The sequence below is a fragment of the Serratia sp. CY27727 genome (genome assembly GCF_052169275.1).
In the GTDB taxonomy this organism is placed as follows: Bacteria; Pseudomonadota; Gammaproteobacteria; order Enterobacterales; family Enterobacteriaceae; genus Serratia; species Serratia sarumanii.
Genome location: NZ_JBJNLB010000009.1, coordinates 19864 through 44558 on the forward strand (window position 1 = coordinate 19864; position 24695 = coordinate 44558).

At 61.4% G+C, this 24695-nt stretch carries 24 protein-coding genes; 14 read left to right on the forward strand and 10 right to left on the reverse strand.

The genetic code is table 11. The features are described from left to right. Positions 1 to 100: 100 nt before the first annotated feature. Both ACJ8HB_RS19225 and ACJ8HB_RS19230 read right to left on the reverse strand, forming a co-directional pair. Positions 101 to 883, reverse strand: a complete 783-nt coding sequence (locus ACJ8HB_RS19225) for a PhzF family phenazine biosynthesis protein (protein ID WP_047570283.1) — start codon at positions 881 to 883, stop codon at positions 101 to 103. A 10-nt stretch (positions 884 to 893) separates the two neighbouring features. After that, positions 894 to 1496, reverse strand: a complete 603-nt coding sequence (locus ACJ8HB_RS19230) for a LysE family translocator (protein WP_039569226.1) — start codon at positions 1494 to 1496, stop codon at positions 894 to 896. 118 nt (positions 1497 to 1614) lie between these two features. On the opposite strand from ACJ8HB_RS19230, the gene ACJ8HB_RS19235 reads away from it, so the two are divergent. The 3 genes from ACJ8HB_RS19235 (at position 1615) to ACJ8HB_RS19245 (ending at position 3846) form a co-directional block, all read left to right on the forward strand. After that, positions 1615 to 2595 carry a hydrolase gene (locus ACJ8HB_RS19235; protein WP_047570281.1) on the forward strand — a complete coding sequence of 327 codons (981 nt, stop codon included), beginning with the start codon at positions 1615 to 1617 and terminating at the stop codon, positions 2593 to 2595. Further along, on the forward strand, positions 2592 to 2825 hold the full coding sequence (locus ACJ8HB_RS19240; RefSeq protein WP_004930376.1) for a YheU family protein: 234 nt from the start codon (positions 2592 to 2594) through the stop codon (positions 2823 to 2825). The genes ACJ8HB_RS19235 and ACJ8HB_RS19240 overlap by 4 nt, the downstream gene beginning before the upstream one ends. A 151-nt stretch (positions 2826 to 2976) precedes the next feature. Next, the gene (locus ACJ8HB_RS19245; protein ID WP_004930374.1) at positions 2977 to 3846 is read left to right on the forward strand and encodes a phosphoribulokinase; all 870 of its coding nucleotides are present in this window, start codon (positions 2977 to 2979) and stop codon (positions 3844 to 3846) included. Positions 3847 to 3884: 38 nt separating this feature from the next. On the opposite strand, the gene ACJ8HB_RS19250 is transcribed toward ACJ8HB_RS19245, so the two are convergent. Further along, on the reverse strand, positions 3885 to 4292 hold the full coding sequence (locus ACJ8HB_RS19250; protein ID WP_004930372.1) for an OsmC family protein: 408 nt from the start codon (positions 4290 to 4292) through the stop codon (positions 3885 to 3887). 382 nt (positions 4293 to 4674) lie between these two features. Between ACJ8HB_RS19250 and crp the strand changes: the two genes are divergently transcribed. Both crp and ACJ8HB_RS19260 read left to right on the forward strand, forming a co-directional pair. Continuing rightward, positions 4675 to 5307, forward strand: coding sequence for a cAMP-activated global transcriptional regulator CRP (gene crp, locus ACJ8HB_RS19255; RefSeq protein WP_004090925.1), 633 nt, complete (start codon positions 4675 to 4677; stop codon positions 5305 to 5307). 51 nt (positions 5308 to 5358) lie between these two features. Further along, positions 5359 to 7437 (forward strand): YccS/YhfK family putative transporter, encoded by a 2079-nt coding sequence (locus ACJ8HB_RS19260; RefSeq protein WP_047570276.1) that lies wholly within the window; start codon positions 5359 to 5361, stop codon positions 7435 to 7437. A gap of 40 nt (positions 7438 to 7477) precedes the next feature. Here ACJ8HB_RS19260 and argD read toward each other — a convergent pair whose 3' ends face one another. The 3 genes from argD to ACJ8HB_RS19275 form a co-directional block, all read right to left on the reverse strand. Continuing rightward, positions 7478 to 8695: a bifunctional acetylornithine/succinyldiaminopimelate transaminase gene (argD, locus tag ACJ8HB_RS19265; RefSeq protein WP_047570274.1), complete on the reverse strand. Its 1218-nt coding sequence runs from the start codon at positions 8693 to 8695 to the stop codon at positions 7478 to 7480. Between the two features lie 131 nt (positions 8696 to 8826). Next, positions 8827 to 9402: an aminodeoxychorismate synthase component II gene (locus tag ACJ8HB_RS19270; protein ID WP_033654864.1), complete on the reverse strand. Its 576-nt coding sequence runs from the start codon at positions 9400 to 9402 to the stop codon at positions 8827 to 8829. Positions 9403 to 9474: 72 nt separating this feature from the next. Continuing rightward, positions 9475 to 11001, reverse strand: a complete 1527-nt coding sequence (locus ACJ8HB_RS19275) for a helicase HerA-like domain-containing protein (RefSeq protein WP_039569209.1) — start codon at positions 10999 to 11001, stop codon at positions 9475 to 9477. A 210-nt stretch (positions 11002 to 11211) separates the two neighbouring features. On the opposite strand from ACJ8HB_RS19275, the gene ACJ8HB_RS19280 reads away from it, so the two are divergent. Beyond that, positions 11212 to 11481, forward strand: a complete 270-nt coding sequence (locus tag ACJ8HB_RS19280; protein WP_041036986.1) for a hypothetical protein — start codon at positions 11212 to 11214, stop codon at positions 11479 to 11481. Between the two features lie 17 nt (positions 11482 to 11498). After that, complete coding sequence (locus tag ACJ8HB_RS19285; RefSeq protein WP_038878101.1) at positions 11499 to 11777, forward strand: type II toxin-antitoxin system RelE/ParE family toxin; 279 nt, start codon at positions 11499 to 11501, stop codon at positions 11775 to 11777. Here ACJ8HB_RS19285 and btsR read toward each other — a convergent pair whose 3' ends face one another. The 3 genes from btsR to ppiA all read right to left on the reverse strand — a co-directional run bounded on the left by btsR (position 11778) and on the right by ppiA (position 14914). Beyond that, the gene (gene btsR / locus ACJ8HB_RS19290; RefSeq protein ID WP_047570270.1) at positions 11778 to 12503 is read right to left on the reverse strand and encodes a two-component system response regulator BtsR; all 726 of its coding nucleotides are present in this window, start codon (positions 12501 to 12503) and stop codon (positions 11778 to 11780) included. Then, positions 12503 to 14188: a sensor histidine kinase gene (locus ACJ8HB_RS19295; RefSeq protein ID WP_033636285.1), complete on the reverse strand. Its 1686-nt coding sequence runs from the start codon at positions 14186 to 14188 to the stop codon at positions 12503 to 12505. The genes btsR and ACJ8HB_RS19295 overlap by 1 nt, the downstream gene beginning before the upstream one ends. Positions 14189 to 14344: 156 nt before the next feature. Then, positions 14345 to 14914, reverse strand: a complete 570-nt coding sequence (gene ppiA, locus ACJ8HB_RS19300; protein ID WP_033636286.1) for a peptidylprolyl isomerase A — start codon at positions 14912 to 14914, stop codon at positions 14345 to 14347. Positions 14915 to 15267: 353 nt separating this feature from the next. Here ppiA and ACJ8HB_RS19305 point away from each other — a divergent pair, with 353 nt between their 5' ends. From ACJ8HB_RS19305 to tsgA, 4 genes are all read left to right on the forward strand, one after another. Next, positions 15268 to 15606, forward strand: a complete 339-nt coding sequence (locus ACJ8HB_RS19305; RefSeq protein ID WP_094860072.1) for a PTS lactose/cellobiose transporter subunit IIA — start codon at positions 15268 to 15270, stop codon at positions 15604 to 15606. Next, on the forward strand, positions 15603 to 16910 hold the full coding sequence (locus ACJ8HB_RS19310) for a 6-phospho-beta-glucosidase (protein ID WP_094860071.1): 1308 nt from the start codon (positions 15603 to 15605) through the stop codon (positions 16908 to 16910). Before ACJ8HB_RS19305 ends, ACJ8HB_RS19310 begins: the two co-directional genes overlap by 4 nt. A gap of 73 nt (positions 16911 to 16983) precedes the next feature. Next, positions 16984 to 17964 (forward strand): LacI family DNA-binding transcriptional regulator, encoded by a 981-nt coding sequence (locus ACJ8HB_RS19315; RefSeq protein ID WP_047570266.1) that lies wholly within the window; start codon positions 16984 to 16986, stop codon positions 17962 to 17964. A gap of 191 nt (positions 17965 to 18155) precedes the next feature. Then, positions 18156 to 19340, forward strand: coding sequence for an MFS transporter TsgA (gene tsgA, locus ACJ8HB_RS19320; RefSeq protein WP_047570264.1), 1185 nt, complete (start codon positions 18156 to 18158; stop codon positions 19338 to 19340). A 54-nt stretch (positions 19341 to 19394) separates the two neighbouring features. Here the strand turns inward: tsgA and ACJ8HB_RS19325 are convergent, their stop codons facing one another. After that, positions 19395 to 20663: a cytosine deaminase gene (locus tag ACJ8HB_RS19325; RefSeq protein ID WP_033649318.1), complete on the reverse strand. Its 1269-nt coding sequence runs from the start codon at positions 20661 to 20663 to the stop codon at positions 19395 to 19397. Positions 20664 to 20966: 303 nt separating this feature from the next. Between ACJ8HB_RS19325 and nirB the strand changes: the two genes are divergently transcribed. Genes nirB through nirC form a run of 3 tightly spaced genes read left to right on the forward strand, consistent with a single transcriptional unit; the run spans position 20967 to position 24656 of the window. Then, positions 20967 to 23516 (forward strand): nitrite reductase large subunit NirB, encoded by a 2550-nt coding sequence (gene nirB, locus ACJ8HB_RS19330; RefSeq protein WP_047570262.1) that lies wholly within the window; start codon positions 20967 to 20969, stop codon positions 23514 to 23516. Then, a complete protein-coding gene (nirD, locus tag ACJ8HB_RS19335) occupies positions 23513 to 23839 on the forward strand; it encodes a nitrite reductase small subunit NirD (RefSeq protein ID WP_019456155.1) in 327 nt (108 codons plus the stop codon). The genes nirB and nirD overlap by 4 nt, the downstream gene beginning before the upstream one ends. A 16-nt stretch (positions 23840 to 23855) precedes the next feature. Further along, positions 23856 to 24656 carry a nitrite transporter NirC gene (gene nirC / locus ACJ8HB_RS19340; RefSeq protein WP_033636294.1) on the forward strand — a complete coding sequence of 267 codons (801 nt, stop codon included), beginning with the start codon at positions 23856 to 23858 and terminating at the stop codon, positions 24654 to 24656. The last annotated feature ends 39 nt before the right edge of the window (positions 24657 to 24695 follow it).

A 24695-nucleotide genomic window follows, 5' to 3' on the forward strand; every position in this document is an offset into this window, starting at 1 on the left:
ATAAAAATCTGTTCAGTTGCTGACAGTTTTATCTGAGCGGTGACGGGCGATAAAAGAATAAAAAAGTCTTCTTTATTACCCTGCGTAATATAAACGCGGATTACAGCGCGATCGTCCCGTGCAGGAACACGTGAGCATAGCCGCCGAGCAGCGTACGATCCCCTTGCAGTTCGCAGAACAGTTCGCCGCCGCGTGCCGAGACCTGCTGCGCCTGCAGCCGATGGCGGCCGAGACGCGCCGTCCAGTAAGGCATCAGCGTGCAGTGCGCGGAGCCGGTAACCGGATCTTCACCGCCGTCGAACGTGAAATAGCGCGAAACGAAGTCCACGGTGTCACCGGGCGCAGTGACGATCACCGCACACCCGGCCAGCGCGATCAGCGCCGGGATGTCCGGCCGCAGCGCGCGCACCTGCGCCTCGTTTTCCAGCACCACCATCAGCGCTTTCGCCTGCCACACCTCCTGCGGCTGCACGCCCAGCAGCGCCGCGAGGCCCGTCGGCTCAGCCACCTTCTGCGGCGGCCGAGCGGGGAAGTCGAGCACCAGCCGTTCCCCGTCCTGCGCATCGCGCTTGACGAACAGCTCGCCGCCGGCCGAGCGGAAGCGAATATCCTGCAGCGCCGGGTTAACCACGCTGAACATCACATGCGCCGCCGCCAGGGTGCCGTGGCCACAGAGATCGACCTCGCGCTGCGGGGTAAACCAGCGGATGGCGGTCATATCGCCGTCATCCCAGACAAAGCTGGTTTCCGGCAGGCCGATCTCGTTGGCGATCGCCTGCAGCCGCGCCGCCGGCAGCGACTGCGTCAGCAGGCACACCCCGGCCGGGTTGCCGCGCAGCCCTTCGCCGGTAAAGGCAACCACGTGATAATAATTTTCCGCCATCGTTCGCTCCTTAATGCCAGATCAGTAACACACAGGCTGCGGTCAACAACCCCATGGAAACGTTGAAGATAACCCAGGCCTTTTTGCTGCGCAGCAGGCGGCCGATCAGGGTGCCGAACGCCAGCCAGATAATGCCGGCGACGATGTTGACCGCCAAAATGCCCAGCGCGATCGCCGCAATGGACCCGTTGTACTTATCGCCCGCCAGGCTGAAGCTGGCCACCGCCCCCAGCGCCATCAGCCAGGCTTTCGGGTTGAGGAACTGCAGCAGCCAGCCCTGATACAGCCGCACCGGCTGCGGCGGCGCCACGTCGGTTTCCAGTTTTTCATAGGCGGCGGTGGCGACTTTCCACGCCAGCCACAGCAGGTACAGGCTGCCAAGGATTTTCAGGATCAGGTGCAGCGACGGGTAAACCAGGATCAGGCTGCCGACGCCGAAGGCCACCAGCAGCAAAATGCTTTGCATGCCGAGCATGATGCCGATCATCAGCCACAGCGAACGCATAAAGCCGAAGTTGGCGCCGGAAGTGGTCAGCAGCAGGTTATTGGGGCCGGGCGTGATGGCGGCGACCCACAGGAAGCCCAGCATCGAAAGGAATAAACTCGGTTCCATGGCACGGGTGCTCCTCACCCAAGGCGCTTTTTTGCAGTATCATTGTTAATTCTTGGTATTGAAGCTAACAGTGCGCTAGGGATCTCACAATAGCCGCCCACAACATTTTACTCAGCCTATGCCTAACACCTTTCGCCCTCTGACCGGGGCCAGTAACCCGCACCTGCAAACGCTGTTGCCGCGGCTGGTGCGCCGCCGCGTATTATTGAAACCGCATTGGCAGCGGCTGGAATTGCCCGACGGCGATTTCGTCGATCTCGCCTGGAGCGAAGATCCGGCGCAGGCGCGCGACAAACCGCGCGCGGTGCTGTTCCACGGCCTGGAGGGCAGCTTCTACAGCCCCTACGCGCATGGCCTGCTCAACGCCTGGCGCGAGCGCGGCTGGCTCGGCGTGGTGATGCACTTTCGCGGCTGCAGCGGCGTGCCCAATCGCAAGCAGCGCATCTACCACTCCGGTGAAACCGAAGACGCGCGCTTCTTCCTGCGCTGGCTGCGCGACCGCTACGGCGAGGTGCCGACCGCGGCGGTCGGCATTTCGCTCGGCGGCAACATGCTGGCCTGCTACCTGGCGCAGCAAGGCGCCGACAGCTTGCTGCAGACGGCCGTGGTGGTCTCGGCGCCGCTGATGCTGGAGCCCTGCGCCTACCGCATGGAGCAAGGCTTTTCCCGCGTTTATCAGCGCTACCTGCTGGGGCAGCTGAAACAAAACGCCACCCGCAAGCTGTTGCACTACCCGGACACCCTGCCGCTCAAGCTGTCCCAACTGAACGGTCTGCGGCGCATCCGCGAATTCGACGACGCCATCACCTCGCGCATTCACGGCTTCAGTGACGCCACCGACTATTATCGCCGCTGCAGCGCCCTGCCGCTGTTGCCGGCTGTCCAAACGCCGCTGCTGATCATCCATGCGAAGGACGATCCCTTCATGACCCCTGAGGTGATCCCCGACGTCGCTGGTCTGCCGCGCAATATCGAATATCAGCTGACCGAGTTCGGCGGCCACGTCGGCTTCGTCGGCGGCACGCTGAAAAAACCATACATGTGGCTGGAGCATCGCATTCCGGCCTGGCTTTCCCCTTATCTGGACATCCCGACGTGATCATTCCCTGGCAAGAACTGGCAACCGACACCCTCAACAGCCTGATCGAATCTTTTGTACTGCGCGAAGGCACCGATTACGGCGAGCACGAACGCTCGCTGGAACAGAAGGTGGAGGACGTGCGCCGCCAGCTGAAAAACGGCGAAGTGGTGCTGGTGTGGTCGGAACTGCACGAGAGCGTCAACATCATGCCGCGCGGCCAGTTCCGCGCCGGGCAGGAAGAAATTTAGTGGCGATCGGTTCTATGACTGACGGAAAAAATCAGGTAACAATGGGGCATTGCAAACCAGCGCGCGCCATTTTTTCCCGAGATAGAGAGCGTCAACAAGAGCCACAATAATCCCCTGACGCCGGCGCATTCAACACGGAGTGACAACCACCATGTCTGCCAAACATCCCGTTATCGCGGTGACCGGTTCCAGCGGCGCCGGCACCACCACCACCAGCGTGGCGTTCCGCAAAATATTCCAACAGCTCAACATCCGCGCCGCCGAGCTGGAGGGCGACAGCTTCCACCGCTACACCCGGCCGGAAATGGACGCGGCGATCCGCAAAGCGCGCGATCTGGGCAGACACATCAGCTATTTCGGCCCCGAGGCCAACGACTTCGGCCTGCTGCAGCAGAGCTTCATCGACTACGGCAAGAACGGCACCGGCCGCTCGCGCAAGTATCTGCACACCTACGACGAAGCGGTGCCCTACAATCAGGTGCCGGGCACCTTCACCCCGTGGGAACCGCTGCCGGCGCCGACCGACGTGCTGTTTTACGAGGGGCTGCACGGCGGCGTGGTCACCGAGCACCATGACGTGGCCAAGCACGTCGACCTGCTGGTCGGCGTGGTGCCGATCGTCAACCTGGAGTGGATCCAGAAACTGATCCGCGATACCGGCGAGCGCGGCCACTCCCGCGAAGCGGTAATGGATTCGGTGGTGCGTTCGATGGAAGACTACATCAATTACATCACGCCGCAGTTCTCGCGCACCCACATCAACTTCCAGCGCGTGCCGACGGTGGACACCTCCAACCCGTTCGCCGCCAAGGCGATTCCCTCACTGGACGAAAGCTTCGTGGTGATCCACTTCCGCGGGCTGGATCAAATTGACTTCCCCTATTTGCTGGCGATGCTGCAGGGCTCGTTTATCTCGCACATCAATACGTTAGTGGTGCCGGGCGGCAAGATGGGGCTGGCGATGGAACTGATCATGGCGCCGCTGGTGCAGCGGTTGCTGGAAGGCAAGAAGATCGAATAAACGCGTTGGGCGCGGCGCCGGGCCGCGCTCCGCCTCGATTACGCCGGTTGGCGGATCTCGAAGCTGTGGGTCACCGTGGCGGCCTTGTTGAGCATCAGCGCCACCGAGCAATATTTCTCCGCCGACAGGTTCACCGCACGCTCGACGATCTTGTCGGTCAGGTCCTGGCCGGTAACGATGAAATGCAGGTTGATATGGGTGAACAACCGCGGAGCTTCTTCGCGGCGCTCGGAGGTCAGCTTCACCTCGCAGTCGCGCACGTCGTTGCGCCCTTTTTGCAGGATGGACACCACGTCGATCGCGCTGCAGCCGCCCACCGACATCAGCACCATCTCCATCGGGCTGGGTGCTTTATCGCCGGCGTTGCCGTCCATCAGCACCTGGTGGCCGGAGGCCGATTCACCCAAAAACGTTAACCCTTCCACCCATTTAACTCTTGCCTGCATTCTGGTCACTCCGGTTGATTTCTTAAAATCAGAGTACGCTTTCGCATAGAAACAGGCAACGTAACCTGATGCTAATCATGCTGAAGCGAGACAACACGAGACACCCGCCTTACTCTGTGCTACAAACAGAGCCGCAATAAATCTTTCCGGGACACTGAATTTCAGGGAAACGCCCAGAGAAAGGCTCCTTTACCGGTATGTTAACAGAATGTAGCTTGCAGCGCTTACGGCAAGTTAATATGCTAGAGCGACAGCGTATTTTTATGACACGCCTCAAAACTTGCCGGTAGCCCTCGCTCATGACTGCGGCTACAGGCGGGTTTTACAGGGAACTCTGACCCCTGTGACACAAGGCAGCGATAACAACAGAGGATAACAGCGAATGGTTCTCGGCAAACCGCAAACAGACCCTACTCTCGAATGGTTCCTGTCTCATTGCCATATCCACAAATATCCATCGAAGAGTACGCTGATTCACCAAGGTGAAAAGGCCGAAACGCTTTACTACATCGTGAAAGGCTCCGTCGCGGTGCTGATCAAGGATGAAGAAGGTAAAGAGATGATCCTGTCCTACCTCAACCAGGGGGATTTCATCGGCGAGCTCGGATTGTTCGAAGAAGGCCAGGAGCGCAGCGCCTGGGTTCGCGCGAAAACCGCCTGTGAAGTGGCCGAAATTTCCTACAAGAAATTCCGCCAGCTGATCCAGGTGAACCCAGACATCCTGATGCGTCTGTCCGCCCAAATGGCGAGCCGCCTGCAGGTCACCTCCGAAAAAGTGGGCAACCTCGCCTTCCTGGACGTTACCGGCCGCATCGCGCAAACCCTGCTGAATCTGGCGAAGCAACCCGACGCCATGACTCACCCGGACGGCATGCAGATCAAGATCACCCGCCAGGAGATCGGCCAGATCGTCGGCTGCTCGCGCGAAACCGTTGGCCGTATTCTGAAAATGCTGGAAGATCAAAACCTGATTTCCGCCCACGGCAAAACCATTGTCGTCTACGGCACCCGTTAATCCCTGAAGAAACGGCGCAATCTGCGCCGTTTTTTTTATCTGCTCTCTGCCATGTGGCGCCGCCTGATCTACCACCCGGAAATCAACTACGCACTGCGACAAACGCTGGTGTTGTGCCTGCCGGTGCTGTTCGGCCTGCTGATAGGCCAGCTGCAGCTCGGCCTGATGTTCTCTCTGGTGCCCGCCTGCTGCAATATCGCCGGTCTGGACACGCCGCATAAGCGCTTCTTTAAACGGCTGGTGGTTGGCGGCTCGCTGTTCGCCTTCAGCAGCGTGCTGCTGCAACAGGCACTGCTGTGGCACGTGCCGCTGCCGGCGCTGATGCTGGGCCTGGCGCTGCTGCTCGGCGTCACCGGTGAAATCAGCCCGCTGCACGCCCGGCTGTTGCCGGCGGCGCTGGTGGCCGCCATCTTCGCCCTCAGCACGGCCGGCACAGTACCCATCTGGCAGGCGCCGCTGCTATACGCCATCGGCACCGTCTGGTACGGCTTATTCACCTGGTTCTGGTTTAAGCTGTGGAAAGAGCAGCCGATGCGCGAGACGCTGAGCCAGCTCTACCTGGAACTGGCGGACTATTTCGAAGCCAAATACTCGCTGCTGACCCAGCACACCGATCCGCAAACCGCGCTGCCGCCGCTGCTGGTGCGCCAGCAAAAGGTGATGGATCTGATCAGCCTGTTGTACCAACAGCTTAATTTCCTGCCACACGCCAACAACCTCGAGCAAAAGCGCCTGCAGCGCGCCTTTCAGGTGGCGATGGACCTGCAGGAGCACATCACCGTCAGCCTGCATCTGCCGGAGGAGGTGCAAAAACTGGTGGAGCAGAGCCAGGCCGAAGCAATCATTCGCCGCAACGCTCAGGTGATCGCCGGCCGGCTGCGCGTAGTGGCGCACGATATTCTCTATCATCAACATTCGAAGCGCTTCTCCATGGCCCACGAGCTGGCGGCGCTGGAAAAAATGGCGGCGCAGCATCCCGATAACCCGGTCGGCCAGTTTTGTTATTACCACTTCAGCCGCATCGCCCGCCTGCTGCGCACCCAGCATCCGCTATACCGCCGCGACCTGATGCCCGGCCAGCACCGCCTGCCGTTTTGGCCGGCGCTGGCCAGCTATCTGTCGTTCAAGTCCACCGCCCTGCGCAACGCCGCGCGGCTGGGCGTGACGCTGGCAGTCGGCAGCAGCCTGGGTGCGGTGTTCAATCTGCCGAAGCCTTACTGGATCCTGCTCACCATCATGCTGGTGAGCCAAAACGGGTACAACGCCACCCGGGTGCGTATTCAGCACCGTGCGCTGGGCACGATTGCCGGGCTTTTGCTGGCGGCCGGGCTGCTGCAGCTGCAGTTGCCGGAAGGAGAAACGCTGAGCATCATGTTGGTGATCACGCTGCTGGCCTACCTGGTTTCGCGCAAGAACTACGGGCTGTCGGTGATTGGCTTTACGGTCACGGCGGTTTACACCCTGCAGCTGCTGGCGCTGAACGGCTCGCATTTTCTGGTGCCGCGCCTGATCGATACGCTGATCGGCTGCGTGTTGGCGTTCGGCGGCACCATTTGGCTGTGGCCGCAGTGGCAAAGCGGGCTGCTGCGCAAGAATGCCCATCAGGCGCTGGAGCACGATCAAACCGCGCTGCGGTTGATGCTGGAACAGCCGGAACCGGATGCCACCGCGTTGGCCTATACCCGCATGCAGGTCAACCAGGCGCACAACGCGCTGTTCACCTCGCTCAATCAGGCGATGCAGGAGCCGGGGTTCGCGTCTAACTATCTGGCGGACATGCGGCTGTGGGTCACGCATAGCCAGTTCATCGTCGAGCACCTGAACGCCATGACCATTCTGGCGCGCGAACACTACATGCTGACGCCAAAACTGGCGGAAGCGTATCTGCAAACCTGTGAAATCGCGCTGCAAAGCTGCCAACAGCGGTTGGAATACGACGGCCCGAGCAGCGGCAACAGCGGCATCATGCAGCCGCCGGATCTGCATCCGGAGATGCCCGTTACCGAGATGGAGCGCCATCTGCGGCGCATTCTGTCGCACCTGAGCGTGATGCACACCATTTCTTCGCTGGCCTGGCGCCAGCGCCCGCACCACGGCATTTGGCTCAAGCGCAAACTGCGCGATCAATAAGGGCGCGGCATGCCGCGCCCCGTTATATGCCGCGCGGGCGTCAGGCGTTGATCACATCCTGCACCGCCAGCTCGAACAGCGCCATGCCGGCCTCGATATCCTGCAGCTCCACCACCAGTGACGGCGCGAAACGAATCACGTTCGGCCCGGCGTTGAGGATCATCAACCCGCGCGCGGCGGCGGCGGTGAGGAAGTCGCGCGCCCTGCCGTGATAATGCGGCGTCAGCTCGGCGCCAATCAGCAACCCCATGCCGCGAATCGCGGTGAAAATACCGTATTTATCGCCGATATGCTGCAAAGCCTGCACATACAGCGCATGACGCTGCTCGATGCCGCTCAGCACCTCCGGCGTATTGATCACGTCCAGCGCCGCCTCCGCCACCGAGCAGGCCAGCGGGTTGCCGCCGTAGGTGGTGCCGTGGGTGCCCACCTGCATCACCGACGCAATGTCTTCGGTGGTCAGCATGGCGCTGACCGGGAAACCGCCGCCCAGCGCCTTGGCGGTGGTGAGAATGTCCGGCGTCACGCCATAATGCATATAGGCGAACAGTTTGCCGCTGCGCCCCATGCCGCTTTGCACTTCGTCGAACACCAGCAGCGCCTGATGTTGGTCGCACAGCTCGCGCACGCCTTTGAGGAAGCCGGCGTCGACCGGCGTAATGCCGCCCTCGCCCTGAATCGGCTCCATCACCACCGCGCAGGTGTGGTCGTCCATCACCGCCTTCACCGCCGCCAAATCGTTGAACGGCACGTGCACGATGTCGGCCGGCTTCGGCCCGAACCCGTCGGAATATTTGGCCTGCCCGCCCACCGACACGGTGAACAGCGTGCGGCCGTGAAACGCGTTATAGAAGGCGATGATTTTGGTTTTGTAAGGGCTGTGGCGGGTGATGGCGTAATGACGCGCCAGTTTGAACGCCGCCTCGTTGGCCTCTGCGCCGGAGTTGGCGAAGAACACCCGATCGGCGAAGGTGGCGTCGATCAGTTTGCTCGCCAGGCGCAGCGCAGGCTCATTGGTGAAGACGTTGCTGGTATGCCACAGGGTTTCGCCCTGGCGTTTGAGTGCCTCGACCAGCGCCGGATGGCAGTGCCCCAGCGCCGTCACCGCGATGCCGCCGGAAAAATCGATGTACTCTTTTCCCTGTTGATCCCAGACCCGGCTGCCTTGGCCGCGCACCGGCACAAACTGGGCAGGTGCATAAACAGGCAGGATCACCTGGTCAAAGGTGCTGCGGCTCACTGCGGATTTTTCAGTCATTTTCGGCTCCACCCTGAAGGTTTTTCAGCGCTATCGTAATGTTAGATTGAAAACATAATCACGAAATATGCATAAAAAACCAATCTAGCGCAAACGCAAAACGCCTGGCGAGCGAAAAAAACGCATCGGGATTAACGCTGGAGGAAATTATCCAGCAGCTGATGGCCCTGCTCGCTGAGCACGCTTTCCGGATGGAACTGCACGCCTTCCAGCGCCAAAGTGCGGTGGCGGATGCCCATGATCTCGTCGCGCACGCCGTCGCGTTCGCTCCAGGCGGTCACTTCAAAACAGTCCGGCAGCGTATCGGCTTTCAGCACCAGCGAGTGGTAGCGGGTCACGGTCAGCGGATCGCTCAGGCCGCGAAACACGCCGACGCCCAGATGACGAATCGCCGAGGTTTTGCCGTGCATCACCGCGCGGGCGCGCACCACCTCGGCGCCGAACGCCTGCCCCAGAGCCTGGTGCCCCAGGCACACGCCGAGGATCGGCAGCTTGCCGGCGAAATGACGAATGGCGGCCAGCGAGATACCCGCTTCGTTCGGGGTGCAGGGGCCAGGGGAAATCACCAGATGCTGCGGCGCCAGCCGCTCGATATCGGCCAGCTGCAGCTCATCGTTGCGCTTCACCAGCACCTCCGCGCCCAATTCGCAGAAGTACTGGTAAAGGTTATAGGTAAAGGAGTCGTAGTTATCGATCAGCAGCAGCATGTTAGGTCCGGCAGAGAAAAATGCCGCCACAGTGTACTGATTTAACCCACCGCTGCCGACGATAATTTCCGCTTACTTTTTACGGCCGCCGGTGATCGAGCCCAGCACGCCGCGCAGGATCTGGCGGCCGAGATCGCGCGCCATGCTCTTGGCGGCGGTCTGGACGATGCCGTCGCGCTTGCCGCCGCGCGGGCCGGTGGAACCGAACAACAGCTCGTTCAAGCCGTCCATCAGGCCGCCGCCCGCCTGCTGTTGTTGCTGTTGCGCCTGCGGTTGCTGCCCCTGCTGCGGGGTGCCGACGGTGGCAAAACCGCCCGACGACAGCTTCTCGTAGGCGGACTCGCGGTCAATCATATCCTCATAGCGGCCATAAAGCGGCGACTTGTTGATCGCACTGTTCAGCCCTTCCGCGCCGAGCATGCCCATTTTGGATTCCGGCGCGATCACCATCGCCCGCTCCACCACGTTCGGCCGGCCCTTCTCGTCGAGGAATGACACCAGCGCTTCACCCACGCCCAGCTCGGTGATCGCCGTTTCGGCATCGAAGGCCGGATTGGCGCGCAGGGTTTGCGCCGCCGTCTTCACCGCCTTCTGATCGCGCGGCGTGAAGGCGCGCAGCGCATGCTGCACGCGGTTGCCCAACTGGCCCAGCACGCTGTCCGGGATGTCCAGCGGGTTCTGGGTGACAAAGTAAATGCCGACGCCTTTGGAGCGGATCAGGCGCACCACCTGTTCGATCTTGGTCAGCAGCGCCGCCGGCGCGTCGTTGAACAGCAGGTGCGCCTCATCGAAGAAGAACACCAGCTTCGGCTGTTCAGGGTCGCCCACTTCCGGCAGGTGCTCGAACAGCTCAGCCAGCAGCCACAGCAGGAACACCGAATACAGCTTCGGCTGATTGATCAGCTTGTCCGCCGCCAGCAGGTTGATCACGCCGTGGCCGTTGGCGTCGGTTTTCATCAGATCGTTGATGTCGAGCATCGGCTCGCCGAAGAACTGGTCAGCGCCCTGCTCTTCCAGCGTCAGCAACCCGCGCTGAATGGCGCCGATCGACGCGGCAGAGATATTGCCGTACTGGGTCTGGAATTGTTTGGCGTTGTCGCCGACGAACTGCAGCATGGTGCGCAGATCCTTCATGTCCAGCAACAGCAGCGCGTTGTCATCGGCGATCTTGAACACCAGCTGCAGCACGCCGCTTTGCACCTCGTTCAGATCCAACAGGCGCCCCAGCAGCAGCGGCCCGAGATCGGAAATCGTGGCGCGGATCGGGTGCCCCTTTTCACCGTAAATATCCCACGGGATAATGGTGCAGGCCTGCGGCTGCCAGTCGCTGACGCCGATCGCCGCCAGGCGCGCCTGCAGTTTCTCGGAAGGCACGCCCTCGGCGCCGATGCCGGACAGATCGCCCTTCACGTCCGCCAGGAACACCGGCACGCCGATGCGCGAGAACTGTTCGGCCATTTTCTGCAGCGTCACCGTCTTGCCGGTGCCGGTTGCCCCGGTGATCAGCCCGTGGCGGTTGGCCAACGCCGGCAAAATCACCAGATCCTGCTCCGGTTTTCCGTCTTTCATCGCTTTGGCGATAATCCGTGGTTCACTCATTTTCTGTTCCTTTGACGCTGACGCGGCGCGAAACGCGCCTGTGGATGCAATAAAGCTATAAGCGCCGCGTAACCCCGTCAAGGACAAACAAAATGGGTGCCGTCGGGGCCTGATGAATTCAGATTGCGCTTAGCGTCAAAGCGCCTTTGCTTGAACAATAAAGCACCAGTGCTATAGTGAGCATTACGCTGTATATACGAGGTAAATACCATGTCTGAATCTACCGTGGTAATCCGCGTGGATGAAGAGTTAAAAACCGCTTTCGCCAGCGCGGCAAAGGCCGCCGATCGCACGGCTTCGCAACTGCTGCGTGATTTCATGCGCGAGTTTGTCAGCCGCCAGGCGCAACAGGAAGAGTACAACCAGTGGTTAAAGGAAAAGGTCGAGGTAAGCCGCAAGGCGTTGCGTGAAGGCAAATTCGCCGACGATGAAGAGGTGGCCGCTTATTTCGCCGAACGCAGAGCCAAATCAACGCAATAAAACACAAAAGGACTTTTGTGAAACTGACATGGACGGAACCCGCCATCGCCGATCGTCTGGCGATTTATGAATGGTTGGAACTTAAAAATCCGGCCGCCGCCGCAGAAAATGATGCAAAAATCGCTGACGCGGCGGCACGCCTCGTGCATCATCCCGCCAGCGGGAAAACGGGGCGGATAGCCGGTACGCGCGAGCTGGTCATCTCCCCGTCCTATTTGCTGGTCTATGAATGGGCGGCTCAACGCGTCATCGTATTGGCCATCGTGCATACTCGCCGTCGGTGGCCGCCGGCATAGTCACCCCCGCAGCCCCAGCTGCTCCTTCAGCGCTTTCAAATAGCGCCGGCTGACCGGCACCGGATCGCCGGCCGACATGATCATCTCCGCCGCGCCTCCCTCTTCGAAGCGGATCTCGCGCACCTGCTCCAGGTTGACCAAATACTGCCGATGGCAGCGCACCAGCGGCGTACGGCTTTCCAGCGTGCGCAGCGTCAGCTCGGTGAAACACTCCATGCCGTCGCTGCGCACCACGAAGACCCCGCTCAGCTTGGAACGGATCGCCAGCACTTCGTCGAAGCGCAGCAGATAGATGCGGCTGTGGCCGGTGCAGGGAATGTATTTCAGGTAACCGGCGCTCTCTTCCAGCGCCGTCACGTCCTGCGGCGCACTGCGCTGCCGCAGGCGTTGCAGCGTCTTGCTCAGCCGCTTCGGCTCCGCCGGCTTCAACAGGTAGTCGAAGGCGTGCTCCTCGAATGCCTGCACCGCGTATTCGTCGTAGGCAGTCAGAAACACGATGTGCGGCATGCGGTTGGGATCCAGCATGCCGACCATTTCCAGCCCGCTGATACGCGGCATCTGGATATCGAGAAACACCACGTCAGGCTGCAGCCGGTGGATCTGGCTGATGGCTTCAATGGCGTTGGCGCACTCGCCGATAATCGCGATCCCCGCTTCAGCTTCCAGCAGGTGGCGCAGGTTGTCGCGGGCGGAAGGTTCATCGTCAACAATCAGTGCGTTTAACATCAGGCGGCCCTCTCCATGGGAACATTGAGCGTAATGCGGGTGTAGGCGTCCGGTCGGCAATCCACCTGCACGCCATAGCCTTCGCCGTAGCGCACGCGAATGCGTTTATCCACCAGGTTCATCCCCAGCCCGCTGCAGTTCGGTTTCGGCTGAAACAGCCCGGCGTTGTCCGTCACCTGCAGCAGCAGATGCTCCCCTTCGCAGCAGGCGCCGATTTCGATGCGGCCCACGCCCAGCAGATGCGAGGTGCCATGCTTGATGGCGTTCTCGACGATCGGCTGCAGCGAGAACGCCGGCAGCCGCACCGCCAACAGCGCCTCCGGCAGCGATACCGCGATCTCCAGCCGATCGGCGAAGCGCGCTTTCTCGATCTGCAGGTAGGCATTCACGTGTTCAATCTCGTCCGCCAGGCTGACTTCGTCATCGGAACGTTTGAGGTTTTTACGAAAGAAGGTCGAGAGAGACTGCACCAGATCGCAGGCGCGTTCGCCATCGCGGCGGATCACCGCCACCAGAGTATTCAAGGCATTGAACAGGAAATGCGGATTGACCTGCGCATGCAGCAGCTTGATCTCCGACTGCGCCAGCAGCTGCTTGTGGCGCTCGTACTGTCCGGCCATGATCTGCGCCGACAGCAGGCTGGCGATGCCTTCGCCCAGCGTACGGTTGATGGTGCTGAACAGCTGGCTTTTCGGCTCATACAGCTTGATGGTGCCGATCACCCGCTGATTTTCGCCGCGCAGCGGGATCACCAGCGTCGATCCCAGCTTGCAGGCAGGATTGATCGAGCAGCAGTAAGAGAGCTGATTGCCGTCGGCGTACACCACCTCGTTGTTGTCGATGGCGCGATGCGAATGCACCGAGGCGATCGGCGTGCCCGGCAGGTGGTGGTCGTCGCCAATGCCGATAAACGCCAGCAGCTTGTCGCGATCGGTGATCGCCACCGCGCCGATGCCCAGCTCCTGATAGATCACCCGGGCGACCTTCATACTGTTCTCCTGATCGAAGCCCTGCCGCAGGATGCCCTCGGTGCGCTCGGCGATCTTCAGCGCCTTGGAAGAGAAGGCGCTGGTGTATTTTTCGAACATCGCGCGCCGATCCAGCAGGATTTGCATGAACATCGCCGCGCCGACGGTATTGGCGATCATCATCGGCAGCGCGATGTGCTCCACCAACTGCAACGCTTCGTCGTAGGGGCGCGCCACCGCCAGGATGATCGCCATCTGCAGCACTTCCGCCACCAGCGCCACGCCGCCGACAAACAGCGGATTGAACAGCAGCTCGATGCGCCCGCGGCGCATGGCGATGCTGTGTACGATGCCGCCGACCAGGCCTTCCGACACCGTGGAGATCGCGCAGGCCACGTCGGTCATGCCGCCGAGCGTATAGCGGTGCAGGCCGCCGGTCAGCCCGACCAGAAAGCCCACCGACGGCCCGCCCAGCAGACCGCCCAGGACCGCGCCTATCGCGCGGGTGTTGGCGATCGAATCCTGAATGTGCAGCCCGAAATAGGTGCCCATGATGCAGAACACCGAGAAGATCACGTAGCACAGCAGCTTGTGCGGCAGGCGGATGGTCACCTGCATCAGCGGGATGAACAGCGGGGTTTTGCTCAGCAGATAGGCGATAACGAGATAGACGCACATCTGCTGCAACAGCAACAGCACCTGGTTAAATTCATACATGGCAGCAACTCATCCAGAGACAACAAAGGGCGAACGCCGGATTTCCGGTCTGATTATTGTCTGCCGATTAGAGCATGAGGCGCGGGAGAAAACAGTGATGAAGGCAAGGCTTCGGGAGGAAGGAGCGGCCGACCCCAACGGGATCGGCCAAAAAACTTACGGCAGCACCTTGGCCGACAGAATCACCACCGGTTTGGTCGGCACATTCTGGTAAGGGCCGACGTTGCCGGTCGGCACCTGGGCAATTTTGTCCACCACGTCCATGCCTTTCACCACTTTGCCGAACACCGCGTAGCCGAAGTCACGCTGGCCGTGATCCAGGAAGGCGTTATCCGCCACGTTCAGGAAGAACTGGCTGGTGGCGCTGTCCTTGTCGGCGGTGCGCGCCATCGAGATGGTGCCGCGCAGGTTGCGCAAGCCGTTGTCGGCTTCGTTCTTGATCGGCGCCTTGGTGGATTTTTGCTGCATGTCAGCGGTGAAACCGCCGCCCTGGATCATAAAGCCCGGGATCACGCGATGGAAAATGGTGTTGTTGTAGTACCCGCTGTTCACGTAATCGACGAAGTTCTGGGTGGAAACCGGTGCCTTCTGGCTGTCGAGCGCCAACTCGATATTCCCCGCCGAGGTCGTCAGCATGACGTGGGTCTCACCGGCGGCGAGTGCGGCTGGCGCCATCGCTGTGAGGGAACACAGCGCGACGAAGGTCACTAAAGTACGTTTGAACATTAACGGGTCCTTTCTCTGAGAGACAAACAACGGAAAAGCGCTTTGATTCTAAAGAGCTGTATCGGCAAGTACCAGCCATTTACCTATATTTACCCAATTACGGGACATATCCTAGGCGGCCCTGAATTTTGCTGCGGAAAGTATGGGCGCAGAAGGCTTTTTTGCCAACCGCATCACGCATTTTTTGCCCCGCGCCGCCCTGGGTTGATTTTTGCGATCTGCCTCCCAGTTTGCACACGCATTGCCGTTACTCTATATAAATGAGAGCGCTCTCATTATAAAAAGAGCGGATACTGAAGCATCCCACGGCGGCGTCGCCGCGCAACCCCTGGAGAAATGACGTGAGTGAACTGATGACTGAAGTCAGCCCCGAGTTTGAAAGCACCATCATGGAACTGCTGGTGTTCTCCGGCAGCGCGCGCAGCAATGCGTTGACGGCGCTGCGGCAAGCGCGCGCCGGCGACTTCGCCGCCGCGGCCAGGCACATGGCCGAGTCCAAAGAGTGGGTGAAGAAAGCACACCTGATCCAGACCGAGCTGATCGGCCTGGACGAAGGCTGCGGCAAACTGGCGATCAACCTGATCACCGTGCATGCGCAGGATCATCTGATGAACGCCATGGTGATCCAGGATCTGGCCGACGACATGATCGAGCTCTATCGCCGTCAGTCGCAGACGGAGGGCTGCCCATGAGCACGCTCAAAATCGCCGTGATCGGCGGCGGCAGCAGCTACACTCCCGAGCTGGTCGATGGGCTGATCCAGCGCATCGAGGAGCTGCCGGTCACCGAGCTGGCGCTGGTGGACGTCGAACCGGGCCGGCAAAAAGTGGAAACCATCGCCGCCCTGACCCGCCGCATGCTGGCGCGCCACGGGCTGGAGCAGGTGAAGGTCAGCGTGCACTTTGCGCTGGACGACGCCATTCGCGGCGCCGCCTTCGTGCTGACCCAGTTCCGCGTCGGGCAACTGCCGGCGCGCGCTGCCGATGAACGGCTGGGCCTGAAATACCAGCTGCTCGGCCAGGAGACCACCGGCGTCGGCGGCTTCGCCAAGGCGCTGCGCACCATCCCGGTGATGCTGGACATCGCTCGCCGGGTGGAAAAACTGGCGCCGGACGCCTGGATCATCAACTTCACCAACCCGGCCGGCATCGTCACCGAGGCGGTGTCCCGCTTTACCAAAGCGAAGATCATCGGCCTGTGCAACGTGCCGATCAGCATGCATCACATGATCGCCAACATGCTGCAGGCGCCTTACGCCGACGTGCAGCTGCGCTTCGCCGGCCTGAACCACATGGTCTGGGTGCATCAGGTCACGCAGCAGGGGCGCGACGTCACCGCCAAGGTGATCGACATGCTGTGCGACGGCGCGGCGCTGACCATGAACAACATCAAGGAAGAGCCCTGGCAGCCGGACTTCCTGCGCGCGCTCGGCGCCATCCCCTGCCCCTACCACCGCTATTTTTACCAGACCCGCGAGATGCTGGCGGAAGAGATGGCTGCCGCCGGCGAGCGCGGCACCCGCGCCGAGCAGGTGATGCAGGTGGAGAAAGAGCTGTTCGAGCTGTATGCCGATCCGCAGCTGAACACGAAACCGGAGCAGCTCAGCTTCCGCGGCGGTTCTTTCTATTCCGAAGTTGCGCTGGAGCTGATTCGTGCTATCCATAATAATCTCGGCACGCAATTAGTGGTCAACACCGCAAACCGCGGCGCTATCCATGGCCTGCCGGACGATGCTGTGATAGAAATCAACTGTATCGTTGATGCTCAGGGCGCGCACCCGCTGACCTTCGGCCCGCTGCCAGAGCCGATGCAGGCCCTGACGCAGCAGGTGAAAGCCTACGAACGCCTGACCATCGAGGCGGCGGTGCACGGCGATCGCCGCAGCGGGTTGCTGGCGTTGATCGCCAACCCGTTGGTGGGCAACGCCAACCTGGCGCAGCCGCTGCTGGAAGAGGTGTTGACGATAAACGCGCCGTATTTGCCGCAGTTCAGGTAAGCGGCTATACGCAGCCAGACAGGGGTTCGGCGCGCCGAACCCATTTTTTTAGCCGTAATTCAGGAGTGGGACGATGGTGACACTGGAAGATGTCGCAGCGCTGGCGGGCGTTTCGCGCGCCACCGTATCGCGCGTGGTGAATGGCGACAGCAACGTCAAGGCGCCGACCCGCGAGAAGGTTGAACGCGCCGTTGCCCAGCTCGGTTACACCCCCAACCCGGCGGCCCGCGCGCTCGCCTCCAGCCACAGCAATACCCTTGGGCTGGTCACCACCTCGTACCGCGGCGGCTTTTTCGGCGCGCTGATGGACTTCGTGCAGACCGAGGCCGAATCCCACGGCAAACAGCTGCTGGTGACCCAGGGCCGCAACAGCGCCGAAAACGAATGGCAGGCGGTGCAGCGGCTATTTAGCCTGCGCTGCGACGGCGTGATCCTGCACGTGCGTTTTCTCAGCGACGATCGGCTGCGCCAATTGGCGGCGGAGCAACGTGATTTCGTGTTGCTCGATCGTCTGGTGCCGGGGCTGGAAGACCGCTGCGTCACCTTCGATCACCCGCTCGCCAGCCGCATGGCGACGCAGCAGCTGCTCGATGCCGGGCACCGGCGCATCGCCTGTATCAGCGGCCCGCGTGAACGCCCGTCGAGCCGCCTGCGGCTGCAGGGATTTGAAGAGGCGATGCAGGCGGCGAATATCGAGCCGGTGGCCTGCCTGGAGGGCGTCTACGATCTGGAAAGCGGTTACCGCTGCGCCGATCGGCTGCTGCGGCAAGCCGCGCAGCCCAGCGCCATCTACTGCTGCAACGAAGAGATGGCGATCGGCGCGCTGCTGGCGATCAACGAACACCGCCTGCGGGTGCCGCAGGATATCTCCTTGATCTGCTACGACAGCGGCGAACGCGCGCCTTTCGTGCGCCCGGCGTTGAGCAGCGTACATTTTCCCATCAGCGAGATGGCCCAATACGCGGCGCGCAGGTTGATCGACCCCGCCACCCCGGCGCACCGGTTTGAGCCGACGATCGTCAACCGTGATTCCGTTGTGACAGTACGCAAATAGATCACAATAATGCACACCGGCCCTTCATGGGTTACATCAAAAAATCGACAGCCATCACAAAAAATCCCGTTGTCTGTGCTAGGATCCGCCCCCTGGTGGCCTGATCGGGACTTTTTTCTGCGTTTGCCAGGAAAAGCCAGCGGCCTTATGCCAGCGTTAAAACCTCTAACAGACATATTCAGGCCTATACAATGAATGACAGTAACCGCATACGGCTTACCTGGATCAGCTTCTTTTCGTACGCGCTGACCGGTGCTTTAGTGATCGTCACAGGGATGGTGATGGGAAACATTGCAGAGTACTTTAACCTGCCGGTTTCCAGCATGAGCAACACCTTTACTTTCCTCAACGCCGGCATTTTGATTTCGATCTTCCTCAATGCCTGGCTGATGGAAATCATCCCGCTGAAGCGTCAGCTGATCTTCGGCTTTGTCCTGATGGTGCTGGCGGTCGCCGGGCTGATGCTCGGCAAGAGCCTGACCATGTTCTCGCTGTGCATGTTTATCCTCGGCGTGGTTAGCGGTATCACCATGTCGATCGGCACCTTCCTGATCACCCACATGTATGCCGGCCGCCAGCGCGGTTCGCGCCTGTTGTTCACCGACTCCTTCTTCAGTATGGCCGGGATGATCTTCCCGATCGTCGCCGCGATGCTGCTGGCCCGCCATATCGGCTGGTACTGGGTTTATGCCTGCATCGGCCTGCTGTACGTGGGGATCTTCGTGCTGACCCTGTGCTCCGAATTCCCGGTGCTGGGCAAGAAAGGCGCCGACGCCAGCCAGCCGGCCGAGAAAGAAAAATGGGGCATCGGCGTGCTGTTCCTGTCGATCGCCGCGCTGTGCTACATCCTCGGCCAGCTGGGCTTCATTCAGTGGGTGCCTGAGTACGCCACCAAGTCGTTCAACATGGACATCGGCCAGGCCGGTAAGCTGGTGAGCGACTTCTGGACCTCTTACATGGTCGGTATGTGGGTGTTCAGCTTCATCCTGCGCTTCTTCGATCTGCAGCGCATCGTGACCGTGCTGGCCGCACTGGCTACCGGCGCGATGTACCTGTTCGTCAGCACCGACAACCCGGAGCACCTGGGCTACTACATCATGGCCCTGGGCTTCGTTTCCAGCGCCATCTACACCACGCTGATCACCCTCGGCTCGCTGCAGACCAAGGTCTCCTCGCCGAAGCTGGTCAACTTTATCCTGACCTGCGGCACCATCGGCACCATGCTGACCTTCGTGGTTACCGGCCCGATCGTGGCGAAAGGCGGCGCGCACGCGGCGCTGACCACCGCCAACGGCCTGTATTTGGCGGTGTTCGTGATGTGCCTGCTGCTGGGCTTCGTGACCAAGCACCGCAGCCACGGCCACGTGACGCACTGATTTCTTCGCATCAAAGACATCAGGGGCGCCCGCAAGGCGCCCTTTTTTTGCGCCTTAACGCCGAAAATCCACCGTTTCATCCTGCTGCAGATGCAGCGTGGTTTCCGCCGGCCGCGTTTCGGCGATCACCGCCCCCTGGCGAATCGAGTAGCGCACCGGCGTCTGGCGGCGCACCGCGTCGAAGCCGCTTTCCGCCGGCAGGATCACCAAGTTGGCGCTGTTGCCGGCCGCCAGGCCGTAGTCGCTCAGGTTAAGGGTGCGCGCGCTGTGGCTGGTGATCAGCTTCAGCCCGTCGTCGATCTGGCCATAGCCCATCAGCTGGCACACGTGCAGCCCCATATGCAGCACCTGCAGCATGTTGGCGGTGCCGAGCGGATACCAGGGATCGAACACGTCGTCGTGGCCGAAGCAGACGTTGATCTGCGCCTCCAGCATCTCCTTCACCCGCGTTACGCCGCGCCGTTTCGGATAGCTGTCGAAACGGCCCTGCAGGTGAATGTTCACCAGCGGGTTGGCGACGAAGTTGATGCCGGACATTTTCAGTAGCCGGAACAGCCGCGAGGCGTAAGCGCCGTTGTAAGAGTGCATCGCCGTGGTGTGGCTGGCGGTGACTTTCGCCCCCATCTCCAGCTTCAGCGCCAGCGCCGCCACGGTCTCGACGAAGCGCGATTGCTCGTCGTCGATCTCATCGCAGTGCACATCCACCAGCCGATCGTATTTTTGCGCCAGCGCAAACGCCTTATGCAGCGACTCCACGCCGTACTCGCGGGTGAATTCGAAATGCGGAATGGCGCCCACCACGTCGGCCCCCAGCCGCAGCGCCTCTTCAAGCAGCGCTTCGCCGTTGGGGTAGGAAAGGATCCCCTCCTGCGGGAAGGCGACAATCTGCAGCGTCACCCAGGGCGCCACCTCCTGTTTCACCTCCAGCATGGCGCGCAGCGCGGTCAGCGTGGGATCGGAAACGTCGACGTGGGTGCGCACATACTGCACGCCGTTGGCGATCTGCCACTTGAGCGTTTGCCAGGCGCGCTGTTTGACGTCTTCATGGGTCAGCAACGCTTTGCGTTCGGCCCAGCGCTCAATGCCCTCGAACAGCGTGCCGGACTGGTTCCAGGCCGGCTGACCGGCGGTTTGCGTGGTATCCAGGTGAATATGCGGTTCGACGAACGCCGGCAGCGCCAGCCCGCCCTGCGCATCCAACACGTCGCTGCGCCACTCCTGCCCTTCCGGCTGCGGCACCAGATGCGCGATGCGCCCCTGCTCAATCGCCAGTTGCCACAATCCTTCATGCCCGCTCAAACGCAGGTTATCGATAAACTTCAATGGACGTTTCGCCACCCTTCACCTCTGCCGTTGCGCTGGTTTTCTTCATCATACTGGCAGCGGATCGCGCTGACAAAGTCACCGTTGCCTGCCTACCCCCTGCGTTTACTCCCTGCGGGGTAGTTTGCATGCAAACTGACTCGCTTCAGCTAAAGGTGAATAAAATCCGCAACTTATCAAAAAACGTGAAAAATCATCCATATACCACGTTAGAGGTATATGAGGGTGTGATTGATTTGCATCAATAAATTGCCCATTGGGAGAGATAAGGTAAGCCTAGGAAACCAGAATTTTGAGGCAATAATGAGCAGAGTCAAACTTGCCGTCGTCGGCAATGGCATGGTCGGCCACCGGTTCATCGAAGATCTGTTGGATAAAGCAGACAAAGACCAGTTCGAAATCACCGTATTTTGCGAAGAGCCGCGCATCGCTTACGATCGCGTGCACCTCTCTTCCTACTTCTCGCACCACACCGCCGAAGAGCTGTCGCTGGTGCGCGAAGGCTTTTACGAAAAACACGGCGTGAAGGTGCTGGTCGGCGAGCGCGTCATCACCATCAATCGCGACGAGAAGGTCATCCACTCCAACACCGGCCGCACCGTCTATTACGACAAGCTGATCATGGCCACCGGTTCCTATCCGTGGATCCCGCCGATTAAAGGTTCGGATAGCCAGGACTGCTTCGTTTACCGCACCATCGAAGACCTGAACGCCATCGAAGCCTGCGCGCGCCGCAGCAAACGCGGTGCGGTGGTCGGCGGCGGGCTATTGGGGCTGGAAGCCGCCGGCGCGCTGAAAAGCCTGGGGGTGGAAACGCACGTGATCGAGTTCGCCCCGATGCTGATGGCAGAACAGCTCGACCCGATGGGCGGTGACCAGCTGCGCCGCAAGATCGAGCGCATGGGCGTCAAGGTACACACCGGCAAAAATACCCAGGAGATCGTCAACGGCGGCGGCACCGCGCGCAAAACCATGCATTTCGCCGACGGCAGCCTGCTGGAAGTGGATTTCATCGTGTTCTCCACCGGCATCCGCGCCCAGGACAAGCTGGCGCGCCAGTGCGGGCTGGAGATTGGCCGCCGCGGCGGCATCGCCATCAACGACAGCTGCCAGACGTCGGATCCGGACGTCTACGCCATCGGTGAGTGCGCCGCCTGGCGCGATCGCACCTTCGGCCTGGTGGCGCCGGGTTACAAAATGGCGCAGGTGGCCGTCGATCACCTGCTGGGCCGCGAAAACGGCTTCCAGGGCGCCGACATGAGCGCCAAGCTGAAGCTGCTGGGCGTGGACGTCGGCGGCATCGGCGATGCTCACGGCCGCACCGAGGGCGCCCGCAGCTACGTTTATCTGGATGAAAGCAAAGAAGTCTACAAACGCATCGTGGTCAGCGCCGACAGCAAAACCCTGCTCGGCGCGGTGCTGGTGGGCGACACCAGCGATTACGGCAATCTGCTGCAGCTGGCGTTGAACGGCATCGAGCTGCCGGAAAACCCGGACGGCCTGATCCTGCCGGCCCATGCGGGCAGCAAACCGGCCATCGGCGTGGATTCGCTGCCGGAAAGCGCGCAGATCTGCTCCTGCTTCGACGTCAGCAAAGGCGACATCATCCAGGCGGTCAACAAAGGCTGCCACACCGTGGCGGCGCTGAAGGCCGAAACCAAGGCCGGCACCGGCTGCGGCGGCTGCATCCCGCTGCTCACCCAGGTGTTGAACGCCGAGCTGAGCAAGCAAGGCATCGAGGTCAACCATCACCTGTGCGAACACTTCGCCTACTCGCGCCAGGAGCTGTTCCACCTGATCCGCGTCGAAGGCATCAAGTCGTTCGAGGCGCTGCTGGCCAAATACGGCAAAGGCTACGGCTGCGAAGTGTGTAAGCCGACCGTCGGCTCGCTGCTGGCTTCTTGCTGGAACGAATACATCCTCAAGCCGCAGCATACGCCGCTGCAGGATACCAACGACAACTTCCTCGGCAATATCCAGAAAGACGGCACCTACTCGGTGATCCCGCGCTCCGCCGGCGGCGAAATCACCCCGGACGGCCTGCTGGCCATCGGCCAGATCGCCAAGGAGTACAACCTCTACACCAAAATGACCGGTTCGCAGCGCATCGGCATGTTCGGCGCGCAGAAAGACGACCTGCCGGCCATCTGGCGCAAGCTGCTCGCCGCCGGCTTTGAAACCGGCCACGCGTATGCCAAGGCGCTGCGCATGGCGAAAACCTGCGTCGGCAGCACCTGGTGCCGCTACGGCGTCGGCGACAGCGTCGGCTTCGGCGTCACGCTGGAGCATCGCTACAAAGGCATCCGCACCCCGCACAAAATGAAGTTCGGCGTCTCGGGCTGCACCCGTGAATGCGCCGAAGCGCAGGGCAAGGACGTCGGCATCATCGCCACCGAGAACGGCTGGAACCTGTACGTCTGCGGCAACGGCGGCATGAAACCGCGCCACGCCGATCTGCTGGCCGCCGACCTCGATCGCGAGACCCTGGTGCGCTACCTCGACCGCTTCATGATGTTCTATATCCGCACCGCCGATAAGCTGCAACGCACCTCGGTGTGGCTGGAGAGCCTGGAAGGCGGCATCGATTACCTGCGCAAGGTGATCATCGACGACAAGCTCGGCATCAACGACCAGCTGGAAGCGGAGATCGCCCGCCTGCGCGATGCGGTGATCTGCGAGTGGAAAGAGACCGTCGAGCACCCGGAAACGCAGCTGCGCTTCGCCCACTTCGTCAACAGCCCGCTGCGCGATCCGAACGTGCAGGTGGTGGCCGAACGCGACCAGCACCGCCCGGCGCGCCCTGACGAGCGCATTCCCGTCACCCTGATCGATACCGAGGAGAGCCACGCATGAGCCAGTGGATTACCGTTTGTCCCGTCGCCGACATTCTGCCCGGCACCGGCGTGTGCGCCCTGATCGGCGATCGGCAGGTGGCGGTGTTCCGCCCCTATGCCGACGAGCAGGTGTTCGCCATCAGCAATATCGACCCGTTCGCCCAGGCCAGCGTGCTGTCGCGCGGCCTGATCGCCGAGCATCAGGGCGAGCTGTGGGTCGCCAGCCCGCTGAAGAAACAGCATTTCCGCCTGTACGACGGCCACTGTCTGGAAGACGACAGCCGTTCCGTCGCCAGCTTCGCCAGCCGGGTGGTCGACGGCATCGTGCAAGTCGCGGCATAACCTTTCGGGAGGCAACATGTTTACCGACACGATCAACAAATGCGCCGCCAACGCGGCGCGCATCGTCCGCCTGGCGAAAGAAAGCCCGCTCGGCTTTTGGATCAGCTCGGCGATGGCGGGCGCCTACGTCGGCCTCGGCATCATCCTGATCTTCACCCTCGGCAACCTGGTCGACCCAAGCGTGCGGCCGCTGGTGATGGGCGCCACCTTCGGCATCGCGCTGACGCTGGTGATCATCGCCGGTTCCGAGCTGTTCACCGGCCATACGATGTTCCTGACGCTCGGCGTCAAGGCCGGCACCATCCGCCAGAGCCAGATGTGGGCGGTGCTGCCGCAAACCTGGCTCGGCAACCTGCTCGGCTCGGTGCTGGTGGCGCTGATGTATTACTACGGCGGCGGCAGCCTGCTGCCGGTGGATACCAGTCTGGTGCACAGCGCCGCGCTGGCGAAAACCACCGCGCCGGCCGAGGTGCTGTTCTTCAAGGGCGTATTGTGCAACTGGCTGGTCTGCCTGGCGATTTGGATGGCGATCCGCGTCGAAGGCGCCGCCAAATTCATCGCCATCTGGTGGTGCCTGCTGGCCTTTATCGCCTCGGGTTACGAACACTCCGTCGCCAACATGACGCTGTTCGCCCTCTCCTGGTTCGGCAACCACAGCGAGGCCTACACCCTCGCCGGCATTGGCCACAACCTGCTGTGGGTGACGCTGGGCAACATCCTGTCCGGCTCGGTGCTGATGGGCCTGGGGTATTGGTACGCTACGCCGCGCGCCGAACGCCCGCAGGCGGCGAAAGCCGCCGCACGTCAGACCGCCTGAGTTTTCGGGGGCGCATTTTGCCCCCACACTGATTACCCC